The sequence below is a fragment of the Streptomyces hebeiensis genome (assembly GCF_052983195.1).
The window spans coordinates 2,321,651-2,334,862 of sequence record NZ_CM129812.1 but is presented as its reverse complement, the minus strand read 5'-3'; the positions used below and the strand labels follow the sequence as shown (position 1 = coordinate 2,334,862).

The following is a 13,212-nucleotide window of genomic DNA, read 5'->3' as shown; positions in this document are numbered from 1 at the left end:
CGGCCCGGGCCCCTGGCCGGGCTCAGTACCGTCCGTGACCGACCCCGGGGCTCGCCGTACGGAAGGGAACAAGCAGGAGCATGTTCAGCGACCGGCCCGCCCCCGCAGCCGTACCCGGCCCCGGTGCCCCCAGCCTCGTCGTCGTCGCCCACGGAAGCCGCGACCCGCGCGCCCTGCGCACCGTCACCGCGCTTCTCGACCGGGTCCGTGCGCTCCGGCCCGGCCTCGACGTACGGCTCGGCCACATCGAACTCAACGAGCCCCTGCTCACCGACACCCTCGCCACACTGGAAGCCGACGCGCCGGACGGCGCCGCCGTGCTCGTCCCGCTCCTCCTCAGCCGTGGCTACCACGTCAAACAGGACCTGCCGGCCGCCGCCTCCGCCTCCCGCCGGGTCACCCTGGTCGCCGCCCCGCTCGGTCCGCACCCGCTGCTGGCCGAGGCACTGCACGACCGTCTGGCCGAGGCCGGCTGGCCCGTGGACGCCCTGGCCGCCGACCCCGCCGCGCGCCGTACCGCGGGGGTCGTCCTCGCCGCCGCCGGCTCCCGTGACCCGCAGTCCGCCGAGGACACCCGGCGTACCGCCGCGCTGCTCGGCGAACGGCTCGGCGGCGTTCCGGTCCTGCCCGCCTACGCCTCAGCCGCCTCGCCGACCGTTCCCGAGGCGCTGCGCGCCCTCGCCGCCCGGGGCCGCCACCGGACCGCGATCGCCTCGTACTTCACGGCCCCCGGACACTTCGCCACCCGCAGCACCGCGCACGCGCCCTGGATCGCCGCCGCCCCGCTCGGCACGCATCCGGCGATGGCCCGCCTGCTGCTCCACCGCTACGACGAGGCGCTGGTGAAGCCGTACGCGGCCCATGCTCACGTGGCCCATGCGGATGTGGCCCATGCGGATGTGGCCCATGCGGATGTGGCCCATGCGGACGCGGCCCACGAGCCGAACGAGCAGCGCCGGACCTACGGCCCGCCCCTACCCGACGCGCTCGCCGCCGCGTCCACGCTCCCGTTCACCTCCGCCTCCACCTCCGCCTCCGCCTCCACCCACCACCTCACCTCCGTCTGAAAGCAGCCCCTGCGAGACGTGGTCGTGGTCGTGGACGTCCCCGAAGACGCGCGAGAGGTCCGCGAAAAGCCCTTCAACCACCCCGTAACGCCCGAGAAACCCCGCCTCCGGTTACCTTCGGTGCATGGCACGCACCTCCGGCACCACTCCGACACGTCCCTCAAGCCCCACGGACCCTCCGCGCGCCTACGACGACGCGGCCACCGAACGCTGGGCCCCCGAGCCGGACAAGCGCCCCGGCCGTACGGCCTTCCAGCGCGACCGCGCACGCGTGCTGCACTCCGCCGCGCTGCGCCGGCTCGCGGGCAAGACCCAGGTGGTCACTCCCGGCTCCCACAGCACCGCGTGGGACACCACGCCCCGCACCCGGCTCACCCACTCCCTGGAGTGCGCCCAGGTGGGCCGCGAGCTGGGCGCGGCGCTCGGCTGCGATCCCGACCTGGTCGAAACCGCCTGCCTCGCCCATGACATGGGCCATCCGCCGTTCGGTCACAACGGGGAGCGGGTTCTCGCCGAATTCGCGGCGGACTGCGGCGGGTTCGAGGGCAACGCGCAGTCCCTGCGGCTGCTGACCCGCATCGAACCGAAACGTTTCGTGCCCTCCCCGGACGGCGACGGCCTGGTCAGCGTCGGCCTCAACCTCACCCGCGCCGCCCTGGACGCCGCCACCAAGTACCCCTGGACGCGCGGCGCGCACCCCACGCGGCCCGGCTCGGCGAAGTTCGGTGTGTACGAGGACGACCTGCCGGTCTTCGGCTGGGCCCGCAGCGGCGCGCCCGTGGGCCGTACCTGCTTCGAGGCGCAGGTCATGGACTGGTCCGACGACGTCGCGTACTCGGTCCACGACTTCGAGGACGGCCTGCACGCCGGCCACATCACCCCGGCCGCCCTGACCTCCGCCGCCGAGCGGAGTGCCGTCTGGGACGTGGCGCTCGGCCGTTACGTGCCCCAGGACACCGATCCGGCGGAACTGTCCGCCGCGCTCGACCGGCTGCTCGCCCAGCCGTGGTGGCCGCACGGCTACGACGGCACCGCCGTCGCCCAGGCCCGCCTCAAGGACGCCACCAGCCAGCTGATCGGCCGGTTCTGCGAAGCCGCCGAGACCGCCACACGCCGGGCGTACGGTACGGGACCGCTCACCCGGTACGCGGCCGAGCTGGTCGTTCCGCGCGCCGCCCGCCACGAGTGCGCGGTCCTCAAGGCCGTCGCCCACCGTTACGTCATGCAGCGGGCCGAACAGCAGGCGCTCCGCGCCGACCAGCGGATCGTCCTGGCCGAACTGGCCGGGACACTCGCCGCCCGTGCGCCCGAGGGGCTCGACCCTCAGTTCCGGGCGCTGTTCGAGACGGCGGCCGACGACCGGGCGCGCAAACGCGTCGTGGTCGATCAGATCGCGTCATTGACGGACACGGCGGCCCGCTCGCTGCACGCGCGGCTCACCGGCCGCCCCACCACATGAGGACCCGGACCTCCCGGTGAGACCCGGACCTCCCGGTGAGACCCAAGCCTCCCGGTGAGACCCGGACCTCCCGGTGAGGAAGCGGATCTCCCCGCGTCCGGCACGCTCTGGGGCCGTACCGGTGTGGCGGACGGGTGACATGGGCCCTCTCCACCTCACCGTTCCCGGCTCGCGCGTGTACGAAAGTAGACCGGATCACGGCAGTGAGACAGCCCGCGGAGCGCCCCCTCTTTCGCCATCACGCTCCGTGCGGGACGCTCGCAGATGGCGGCAGTACGAAGAGGAGGCATCAAGTGGTCGACGCGCATCAGACCTTTGTCATCGTCGGCGGAGGGCTGGCCGGGGCGAAAGCCGCGGAAACCCTTCGGGCTGAGGGCTTCACCGGCCGGGTGATCCTCATCGGCGACGAACTCGACCACCCCTACGAACGACCACCGCTGTCCAAGGGCTACCTCGTCGGCAAGGACGACCGCGAGAGCGTCTTCGTGCACGAGCGTGCCTGGTACGCCCAGGCCGACGTCGAACTGCACCTCGGCCAGACCGTCACCGCCGTCGACCGGGACGACCACTGCGTCCACCTGGGTGACGGAGCCTCGGTCCGGTACGACAAGCTCCTGCTGGCGACCGGCGCCGAGCCGCGCCGCCTCGACATCCCCGGCACCGACCTGGCGGGCGTCCACCATCTGCGCCGGCTCGCCCACGCGGAGCGGCTGCGCCAGACCCTGGTCGCGCTGGGCCGGGACAACGGTCATCTGGTGATCGCGGGCGCGGGCTGGATCGGCCTGGAGGTCGCGGCCGCCGCCCGCGGCTACGGCGCCGAGGTGACCGTCATCGAGGCCCAGGCGACCCCGCTCCACCAGGTCGTCGGCCCGGAGCTGGGGCAGGTCTTCGCCGAGGTGCACCAGGAGCACGGCGTGCGGTTCCACTTCGGCGCCCGGCTCACCGAGATCACGGGCCAGGACGGCATGGTCCTCGCGGTCCGTACGGACGACGGCGAGGAGCACCCCGCCCACGACGTGCTCGCCGCCATCGGCGCGGCGCCCCGTACGGCTCTCGCCGAGGCGGCGGGGCTCACGCTCGCCGCCCGCGAGCAGGGCGGCGGTATCGCCGTGGACGCCGCGCTGCGCACCTCGGACCCGGACGTCTTCGCCGCCGGCGACGTGGCGGCCCTCCCGGTGACCGGCTGGGGAGCGGCGCTGTCCGCCTCGCGGGTACGGGTCGAGCACTGGGCCAACGCCCTCAACGGCGGACCGGCCGCGGCGCGCGCCATGCTCGGCCAGGACGTCACCTACGACCGGATCCCGTACTTCTTCTCCGACCAGTACGACCTGGGCCTGGAGTACTCCGGCTGGGCCCCGCCCGGCACGTACGACCAGGTCGTGGTGCGCGGGGACGCGGGGAAGAGGGAGTTCGTCGCGTTCTGGCTGAAGGACCGGCGGGTGCTCGCCGGGATGAACGTCAACGTGTGGGACGTCACCGGCGACATCCAGCGACTGATCCGCTCCGGCGCCCCGCAGGACCTGGACGCGCTCGCCGACCCGGGCGTGCCGCTGAGCACGCTCGGCATCTGAGGGCGGGGCCCCGCAGCCGCCGGGACGGCGCGGGACCGGTGCGTCCCGCGCCGTCGGGGACCGTGAGCGCCACGGGGGCCCGCAGGGACCGGGAGGGGCCGCGGGACCGGCGTGGAGCGCGGCTTCCCGCGCGACGGGGCCGGGCACGCCCGGCGCGTCCCGAGGGCGCCCGGCCCCCTCGCCGCCCGAGGGTGTCGGCGCGCCCCCGTAGAATTCACGCGTGGCAGGCAGGATCAACGATGACGACGTGAAGGCGGTACGGGACGCGGTCCCGATCGACGCCGTCGTGTCCGAGTACCTCCAGCTGCGCAGCGCGGGGGGCGGCAATCTCAAGGGGCTCTGCCCCTTCCACGACGAGAAGTCCCCCTCCTTCCAGGTCAGTCCGAGCAAGGGCCTCTTCCACTGCTTCGGCTGCCAGGAGGGCGGGGACACGATCGCCTTCGTGATGAAGCTCGACCACCTCTCCTTCTCGGAGACGGTCGAGCGGCTCGCCGCGCGCGCGGGCATCACCCTCCGCTACGAAGAGGGCGGGTACAACCCCACGAGCCAGCGTGGCGAGCGCAGCCGGCTGGTGGAGGCCCACAAGATCGCCGCCCGGTTCTACGCGGACCAGCTCGCCGGGCCCGAGGCCGAGATCGGCCGGGCGTTCCTCGCGGAGCGGGGGTTCGACCAGGCCGCGGCCGAGCACTTCGGCGTCGGATACAGCCCGGGAGGCTGGGACCACCTCACCCGCTTCCTGCGCGGCAGGGGGTTCTCCGACAAGGAGCTGGTGCTCTCCGGGCTCTCCCAGGACGGCCGCAACGGCCCCATCGACCGCTTCCGGGGCCGGCTGATGTGGCCGATCCGCGACATCTCGGGCGACGTGGTCGGCTTCGGCGCCCGCAAGCTGCGCGACGACGACAACGGCCCGAAGTACCTGAACACACCCGAGACCGCGATCTACAAGAAGTCCCAGGTGCTGTACGGTGTCGACCTCGCCAAACGGGACATCGCGAAGGCCAGCCGCGCCGTGGTCGTCGAGGGGTACACCGATGTGATGGCATGTCACCTCGCCGGGGTCACCACCGCCATCGCCACCTGTGGCACGGCCTTCGGCGGGGACCACATCAAGATCCTCCGCCGGCTGCTGATGGACAACGGAACGGCCAAGGTGATCTTCACCTTCGACGGGGACGCGGCCGGTCAGAAGGCCGCGCTGCGCGCGTTCGAGGACGACCAGAAGTTCGCCGCCGAGACCTACATCGCCATCGCGCCGGACGGCATGGACCCGTGCGACCTGCGCCTCGCCAAGGGAGACGACGCGGTCCTGGACCTGGTCGAACCCCGTACGCACCTCTTCGAGTTCGCCATCCGCCAGATCGTCTCGCGCTACGACCTGGAGACCCCGGCGGGCCGCGCGGCGGCGCTGGACGAGGCCGCGCCGATCGTCGCCCGGATCAAGAACGTCGCGTCGCAGCACGAGGTCGCGGTCCAGCTCGCCGGGATGGTCGGCATCCTCGACACCCAGTTCGTGGTCAAGCGCGTCGGCCAGCTGGCGCGCTGGGCCCGCGAGCGGGGCGGCCGGGGTCCGGCGGCGCCCCCGGAGCGGCACGGCCGGGCGGCGTACGAGCCGGGGGCACCGAGCCGGCCCTCCGGGCCCGCGCTCAACCTCCGCAGCCCCGCCCACCGCACCGAGCGCGAGCTGCTCAAGCTCGCCCTCCAACGCCCCGAGCTGGTCTCCCCGGCCTTCGACGCCTACGGAGAGGACGAGTTCACCGGCCCTCCGTACGCCGCCGTGCGCCGCGCCATCGAGGAGGCCGGCGGCGCCGAGCGGGGCGTGCACTCCGCGTCCGAGTACCTCTCCCGGGTCCGCGAGGCCGCGCCCAACGACTCCGTCCGCGCGATGGTCACCGAGCTGGCGGTGGAGGTCCTGCACGGCAAGACCATCGACGAGGTGTACGCGGGCCAGCAGCTCGTCCAGGTCCGGCTGCGCGCCGTCGACCGCCGGATCCGCGAGGTCACCAGCACCCTGGCCCGGGCCGGCGCGCACGGCGACCCGGAACACCTGGCCGCCGTGCAGAACGAGCTGTGGGTGCTCCAGCAGTACGGCGAGTCGCTGCGCAACCACGGCGCCGCTGCGCTGTGACTCCGCCGCGCCAGGGTGGTCCGGCATGGTCCGCCATGTTTCCGCCGGGTTCTCATAGCGGGCGGTTCCGACTCCTTCCGTAACGACCCGGTCACGTATGGGACTCAAAAAGTCACCGCACGCCCCTCGTGACAACGCTGTGTCGTGCCCCACACTGGGATGCGGTGCCGGTCTACGGAGCGCGGCCGGTCCCACCCCACGAGAGCGCCCGCCCCCACGGATCCGCTCATCGTGTACGGGACGGAAGGACGGCCCCGGCCGCCCCCGCCCCGCTGCCGCACGGCCCCCGAACCGGCAGCGATCACCTGGAGGTCGCCCCCCGTGCAGACCCGGAGCCTGACCGAGACGCTCATCGCCCCAGCCACCGCCGCGCCCCCGGCCGCCACGTCCCCGACCGTGGGACCACTGGAGCCCTTCGCCGCGGCGGGCACCCTCACCGAGGACCCGGTGGCGCCCCTGCCCCTCGTGCCGAAGCCCCCGGGGCCCGCCGAGCCCATGGAACGGCGGGGCGGCCGTGACGACACCGGAGGTCCTTCCTCCGACCTGTTCCGCCAGTACCTGCGCGAGATCGGCCGTATCCCGCTGCTGACCGCGGTCGAGGAGGTGGAGCTGGCGCGGCGCGTCGAAGCCGGCCTCTTCGCCGAGGAGAAACTCACCGGGACGCCCGACCTGGACTCCGGCCTGGCCCTGGACCTCGACCGGCTCGTCGTCCTCGGCCGGATGGCCAAGCGCCGGCTGATCGAGTCGAACCTGCGGCTGGTCGTCTCCGTCGCCAAGCGGTACGTCGGCCGCGGACTGACCATGCTGGATCTGGTCCAGGAGGGGAACCTGGGCCTGATCAGGGCCGTCGAGAAGTTCGACTACACGCGCGGCTACAAGTTCTCGACGTACGCGACCTGGTGGATCCGCCAGGCCATGTCCCGCGCCCTGGCCGACCAGGCCCGCACCATCCGGGTGCCGGTCCACGTGGTCGAGCTGATCAACCGGGTCGTGCGGGTGCAGCGGCGGATGCTCCAGGAGCGCGGCCACGAGCCCACGGCCGAAGAGGTCGCGGCCCAGCTGGAGCTGACACCGGAGCGGGTCAGCGAGGTGCTGCGGCTCGCCCAGGAACCGGTCTCCCTGCACGCCCCGGTGGGCGAGGAGGAGGACGTCGCGCTCGGCGACCTCATCGAGGACGGCGACGCGGCGTCACCCGTCGAATCGGCCGCCTTCCTGCTGCTGCGCCAGCATCTGGAGGCGGTGCTCGCCACCCTCGGCGAGCGCGAACGCAAGGTGGTGCAGCTCCGGTACGGCCTGGACGACGGCAGGGCCCGCACGCTGGAGGAGATCGGCAGGGTCTTCGGAGTGACCCGCGAACGCATCCGCCAGATCGAGTCCAAGACCCTCGGCAAGCTCCGTGACCATGCCTTCGCGGACCAGCTCAGGGGCTATCTGGACTGAAACGGCGGGCCGTGACGCCCGCCGCCGCCCCCGCGGACCCGAGGATCACGAAGACCCGGGGAGGACCCGAGGACCCGACAACGCCGCGCGCCGCGCCCGTACCGCCTCGTCGGCGGCCACGGACGCGGCGCGGGCGATACGGCGCGGGCACGCGGGTACGGCTCGCGCCCGTCACCGGCAAAGGCGTCACCGGCAAGGGCCTCACCGGTACGGGCGCGGCCCCGTCGCCCTCAGTCCACCTCGGCGACCGCCTGCGCGAACTGCGCCGCGTACAGCCGCGCGTACGCGCCACCCGCCGTCAGCAGCTCGTCGTGCGAGCCCTGTTCGACGATCGAGCCGTCCTCCATCACGAGGATCACGTCCGCGTCCCGGATCGTGGAGAGCCGGTGCGCGATCACAAAGCTGGTGCGGCCGTGGGCCAGCCGCGCCATCGCCTTCTGGATCAGCACCTCGGTACGGGTGTCCACCGAGCTGGTCGCCTCGTCCAGCACCAGGATCACCGGGTCGGACAGGAACGCCCGCGCGATCGTGATCAGCTGCTTCTCCCCGGCGCTGACGCCCGACCCCTCGTCGTCGATCACCGTGTCGTAGCCGTCCGGCAGCGTACGGACGAACCGGTCGGCGTGCGCCGCCCGCGCGGCCTCCTCGATCTCCTCCCGGCTCACCTCGCGCGCCGCGCCGTAGGCGATGTTCTCCGCGATCGTGCCCCCGAACAGCCAGGTGTCCTGGAGCACCATGCCGATCCCGGCGCGCAGCTCCTCGCGGGACATCCGCGCGATGTCCGCGCCGTCGAGCGTGATCCGGCCGCCCGACACCTCGTAGAACCGCATCAGCAGGTTGACCAGCGTGGTCTTGCCCGCGCCCGTCGGACCGACGATCGCGACCGTCTGACCGGGCTCCACTGCCAGCGACAGGTCCTCGATCAGCGGCTTCTCCGGGTCGTACCGGAACGACACGTGCTCCAGCGCCACCCGGCCCTCCGGCGCGCGCAGCCGCTCCACCGACACCGGGTCGGGTTCCTGCTCGACGGCGTCCAGCAGCTCGAAGATCCGCTCGGCGGAGGCCACGCCCGACTGCACCAGGTTCGCCATCGACGCGACCTGCGTCAGCGGCATCGAGAACTGGCGCGAGTACTGGATGAACGCCTGCACGTCACCGATCGACAGCGAGCCCGAGGCGACCCGCAGTCCGCCGACGACCGCGACCAGCACGTAGTTCAGGTTCGAGACGAACAGCATCAGCGGCTGCATGATCCCGCTGTTGAACTGCGCCTTGAAGCCCGCCTCGTACAGCTGCTCGTTCTGCTCGCGGAACGCGGCCGCCGACTCGTTCTGCCGCCCGAAGACCTTCACCAGCGAGTGGCCGGTGTACATCTCCTCGATGTGCGCGTTGAGCGTGCCGGTGACCTTCCACTGCCGCACGAACTGCGGCTGCGAGCGCTTGCCGACCTTCGCCGCCACGAGCACCGACAACGGGACGGTGATCAGCGCCACCAGCGCCAGCAGCGGCGAGATCCAGAACATCATCACCAGCACACCGACGATGGTCAGTACCGAGTTGATGAGCTGGCCCATCGTCTGCTGGAGCGTCTGCGAGATGTTGTCGACGTCGTTGGTGGCGCGGCTGAGCACCTCACCGCGCGGCTGTCCGTCGAAGTACGACAGCGGCAGCCGGGACAGCTTCGCCTGGATCTCCTCCCGCATCCGGTACACGGTGCGGTTGATGATCCGGATGGAGAGCCGGGTCGAGACCAGCATCATCAGGCCCGCCCCGATGTAGATCACCAGGACCAGCAGCAGCACCTCGCCCACCGCGCCGAAGTCGATGCCGTGGCCGGGCGTGAAGTCCACCCCGGTCAGGAGATCGGCGACGCCGTTGTCGCCCTCCTCCCGCAGGGCGGCGATCGTCTGCTCCTTGGAGACACCCGCCGGCGTCTGCCGGCCGATGACACCCGCGAAGATCAGGTCCGTCGCCTTGCCGAGGATCTTCGGCCCGACGACCGACAGGGCGACACTGAGCACGCCCGCGCCGACCATCCACCAGATCGTCGTCTTCTCCACCGCGAGCTGCCGCAGCAGCCGCTTGCCCGACCCCTTGAAGTCCATCGACCGCTGGGCGGGGCCCGCGGCCATCATGCGTCCGCCAGGACCGCTCATCAGGCCGCCTCCGCCTCGGTCAGCTGGGAGAGGACGATCTCCCGGTACGTCTCGTTCTCCGCCATCAGCTCCTGATGGCGGCCCGTCCCCACGACCCGGCCCTCGTCCAGGACCACGATCCGGTCGGCGTCACGGATGGTGGAGACCCGCTGGGCGACGATCACGACGGTCGCCTCCGAGGTCTCCCGCGCCAGCGCCGCCCGCAGGGCCGCGTCCGTCGCGTAGTCCAGCGCGGAGAACGAGTCGTCGAACAGATAGATCTCCGGCCGCTGCACGAGCGTGCGCGCGATCGCGAGGCGCTGCCGCTGCCCGCCGGAGACATTGGTGCCGCCCTGGGCGATGGGCGCGTTCAGCCCGCCCTCCAGGGACGCGACGAACTCCCGTGCCTGCGCCACCTGCAGGGCGTGCCACAGTTCCTCGTCGGTCGCGTCCGGGTTGCCGTAGCGCAGGTTCGTGGCGACCGTACCGGAGAAGAGGTACGGCTTCTGCGGCACCAGGCTCACCGTCTTCGCCAGCAGCGCGGGATCCAGCTCCCGTACGTCCTGCCCGTCGACCAGCACGTCCCCCTCCGTCGCGTCGAACAGCCGCGGTACGAGTCCGAGCAGCGTCGACTTGCCGCTGCCCGTCGAGCCGATGACCGCGGTCGTCTCGCCGGGTCGCGCCACGAGCGAGATGTCCCGCAGGACGGGCTCCTCGGCTCCCGGGAAGCGGAACTCCGCGCCCCTGATCTCCAGATGGCCGTGGCGGCGCAGCTCCCGCACCGGGTTCCGCGGCGGGACGACACTGGAGCTGGTGTCCAGGACCTCCTCGATGCGCTCGGCGCAGACCTCGGCCCGCGGCACCATCATGAACATGAAGGTGGCCATCATCACGGCCATCACGATCTGCATCAGGTACGCGAGGAACGCGGTCAGCGCGCCGATCTCCATGCCGCCGCTCTCGATGCGGTGCGCGCCGAACCAGACGACCGCGACCGACGACAGGTTCACGACCGTCATCACGGTCGGGAACATCAGCGCCATCAGCCGGCCGGTCGACAGCGCGACGTCGGTCAGCTCGGCGTTGGCCTCGCCGAACCGCCCCTTCTCGTACTCGTCCCGTACGAAAGCCCGGATCACGCGGTTGCCGGTGATCTGTTCGCGCAGGATGCGGTTGACGGTGTCCAGCCGGGTCTGCATCGTCCTGAACAGCGGCCGCATCTTCTTGACGATGAGGCTCACGGATATCCCGAGCAGCGGCACCACGGCGAGCAGCACGGCGGAGAGCGGAACGTCCTGGCCGAGCGCCATGACGACGCCGCCGACACACATGATGGGCGCGGACACCATCAGCGTGAACGACATCAGGACCAGCATCTGCACCTGCTGGACGTCGTTGGTGGTGCGGGTGATGAGGGACGGTGCCCCGAAGTGGCCCACCTCACGCGCGGAGAAGCTCTGCACGCGCTCGAAGACGGCGGCCCGGACATCGCGGCCGAGGGCGGAGGCGGTCCGCGCGCCGTAGTACACGGCGCCGATGTTGCAGAGCACCTGGACCAGACTGACGGCGATCATGACGGCGCCGAATTCCAGGATGTAACCCGAATCGCCCTTCACGACACCTTGGTCGATGATGTCGGCGTTCAGGGTGGGCAGGTAGAGGGTGGCGCACGTCTGCAACAGCTGGAGCACCACCAGCAGGGCTATGGGTCTTTTGTAGGGCGCGAGATGGGCTCGCAGAAGTCGTAGCAGCACGCGGAGTCTCTCGGGGTCGGCTTCGAAAGTGGCGGAGATCAGGAGGTCCCGACCCACCATCTTGCGACACCGCGGCGGCCGACCCCCAAGGTTTTACGGCCAAGGACGGGTCAAGACAGGGCGAGAGGACGGCGTGCGGGGCGCGGTGGGCGGTCAGCCCCCGTGACCGAAGGCGCCCGGGTGGATCTGCTCCCGCGTCGACGCGTACTGCTGCCGGACCGCCGTCCCGACCGCCGTGTCGTCACCCGCCTCGAAGACCTGCGCCGCCGCACCCTGCCAGGCCGGCGGGGTGTGCGGGGAGAGGGACCCCCGCGCGGATCCGAGCGCCCAGGCCGCCTGCCGCGCCGCGCCGATCGCCGCGTAGTCCGCCGGCTGCGGCACGACGACCTGCGCCCCGAAGATCGCCGGGGCCACGGCCTGGACGGCGGGCAGCTCCGCCGCGGCCCCCAGCAGGAACACCCGGCGCACCTCCACCCCCCGGCCGCGCAGGACGTCCATCGCGTCCGCGAGCGAGCACAGCATCCCCTCGAACGCCGCCCGCGCCAGGTGCTCCGGCTTCATCGACTCGCGCCGCAGCCCGGTCAGGGTGCCCGCCGTGTGCGGCAGCCGCGGGGTGCGCTCGCCCTCCAGGTACGGCAGGAACACCAGGCCCGAGGAGCCGGGCGTGGACTTCAGCGCCAGCGCGGACAGCTCACCGAGGTCGTCCGTCCCCAGCAGTTCCGCCGTGCCGCGCAGCGCCCGTACGGCGTTGAGCGTGTGCACCACCGGCAGATGCATTCCGGTGGCGTCCGCGAAGGAGGTGATCAGCCCGGTGGGGTCGGCCAGCGACTCGTGGTGGACGGCCATCACCGAGCCCGACGCCCCCAGCGAGACGACGGCGTCCCCGACGCCCACGCCGAGCCCGAAGGCCGCGGCCATGGTCTCACCGGTCCCCGCGGAGATCAGCAGGCCCTCCGGCGTGGTCCCGGCGGCGTCGGCGGGCCCCAGCACCTCGGGCAGCGCCACCTGGTGCCCGAGCGCCAGCTCCACCAGGTCGGCGCGGTAGGCCCCCGTACGGGCGGACCAGTAGCCGGTGCCGGACGCCGCGCCCCGGTCGGTCGTTCTGCGCGCCGGACGCCCGAGCAACTGCCAGACCAGCCAGTCGTGCGGCTGGAGCACCAGCGCGGTGCGCCGCGCCGCGTCCGGCTCGGTCCGCGCGAGCCAGCGCAGTTTGGCCACGAGCTGACCCGACTGCGGTACGGAGCCGACGGCCTCGGCCCAGGCGTGCCGCCCGCCCAGCGCGTCCACCAGGTCGGCGGCGGCGACCTGCGCACGCTTGTCGTTGCCGATCAGCGCCGGCCGGACGAGGTCGCCCTGGCGGTCCAGCGCCACCATGCCGTGCTGCTGGGCCGAGACGCCGATGGCCTGTACGCCCTCCAGCAGCCCGCCCGTCGCGGCCTCGCCGAGGGACAGCAGCCACATCTGGGGGTCGACATCGGTGGCCTTGGGGTCGACCGGATGCTGGGCGTAGCCCTGCCGCAGCACGGCACCTGTGTCCGCGTCGCAGACGACGACGCGCGTGAACCCGGACGAACTGTCCAACCCGGCGACTATTCCCATGGCACCCGATTCTGCCGCACCGGCGACGTGATCACGTCTGCCGGTCACGACGGCTCCGCGGG

The 13,212-nt window shown here is 72.3% G+C and carries 7 protein-coding genes and 1 pseudogene; 5 read left to right on the top strand and 3 right to left on the bottom strand.

The features are described 5' to 3' along the window. Positions 1-80 precede the first annotated feature (80 nt). The 5 genes and pseudogenes from ACU6P3_RS09955 to ACU6P3_RS09935 all read left to right on the top strand — a co-directional run. Positions 81-860: pseudogene (locus tag ACU6P3_RS09955) on the top strand (sirohydrochlorin chelatase); the annotation flags it as partial. Between the two features lie 331 nt (positions 861-1,191). Then, positions 1,192-2,526: a deoxyguanosinetriphosphate triphosphohydrolase gene (locus ACU6P3_RS09950; protein ID WP_447196804.1), complete on the top strand. Its 1,335-nt coding sequence runs from the start codon at positions 1,192-1,194 to the stop codon at positions 2,524-2,526. Between the two features lie 293 nt (positions 2,527-2,819). After that, positions 2,820-4,097 carry an NAD(P)/FAD-dependent oxidoreductase gene (locus ACU6P3_RS09945; protein ID WP_447196803.1) on the top strand — a complete coding sequence of 426 codons (1,278 nt, stop codon included), beginning with the start codon at positions 2,820-2,822 and terminating at the stop codon, positions 4,095-4,097. Positions 4,098-4,317: 220 nt separating this feature from the next. Then, positions 4,318-6,222 carry a DNA primase gene (gene dnaG / locus ACU6P3_RS09940; RefSeq protein ID WP_447196802.1) on the top strand — a complete coding sequence of 635 codons (1,905 nt, stop codon included), beginning with the start codon at positions 4,318-4,320 and terminating at the stop codon, positions 6,220-6,222. Positions 6,223-6,543: 321 nt separating this feature from the next. Next, positions 6,544-7,662 (top strand): RNA polymerase sigma factor, encoded by a 1,119-nt coding sequence (locus ACU6P3_RS09935; protein WP_447196801.1) that lies wholly within the window; start codon positions 6,544-6,546, stop codon positions 7,660-7,662. A gap of 230 nt (positions 7,663-7,892) precedes the next feature. Here the strand turns inward: ACU6P3_RS09935 and ACU6P3_RS09930 are convergent, their stop codons facing one another. The 3 genes from ACU6P3_RS09930 to ACU6P3_RS09920 form a co-directional block, all read right to left on the bottom strand. Continuing rightward, on the bottom strand, positions 7,893-9,818 hold the full coding sequence (locus ACU6P3_RS09930) for an ABC transporter ATP-binding protein (protein WP_447196800.1): 1,926 nt from the start codon (positions 9,816-9,818) through the stop codon (positions 7,893-7,895). Next, complete coding sequence (locus tag ACU6P3_RS09925; RefSeq protein WP_447197830.1) at positions 9,818-11,551, bottom strand: ABC transporter ATP-binding protein; 1,734 nt, start codon at positions 11,549-11,551, stop codon at positions 9,818-9,820. The genes ACU6P3_RS09930 and ACU6P3_RS09925 overlap by 1 nt, the downstream gene beginning before the upstream one ends. Before the next feature lie 153 nt (positions 11,552-11,704). Then, a complete protein-coding gene (locus ACU6P3_RS09920) occupies positions 11,705-13,150 on the bottom strand; it encodes an FGGY family carbohydrate kinase (protein WP_447196799.1) in 1,446 nt (481 codons plus the stop codon). Positions 13,151-13,212: the final 62 nt, after the last annotated feature.

Excerpts from the sequence above, each read along its gene's own strand:
- ACU6P3_RS09930 (WP_447196800.1), bottom strand. The coding sequence starts at position 9,818 with ATGAGCGGTCCTGGCGGACGCATGATGGCCGCGGGCCCCGCCCAGCGG.
- ACU6P3_RS09920 (WP_447196799.1), bottom strand. The coding sequence starts at position 13,150 with ATGGGAATAGTCGCCGGGTTGGACAGTTCGTCCGGGTTCACGCGCGTC.
- ACU6P3_RS09950 (WP_447196804.1), top strand. The coding sequence starts at position 1,192 with ATGGCACGCACCTCCGGCACCACTCCGACACGTCCCTCAAGCCCCACG.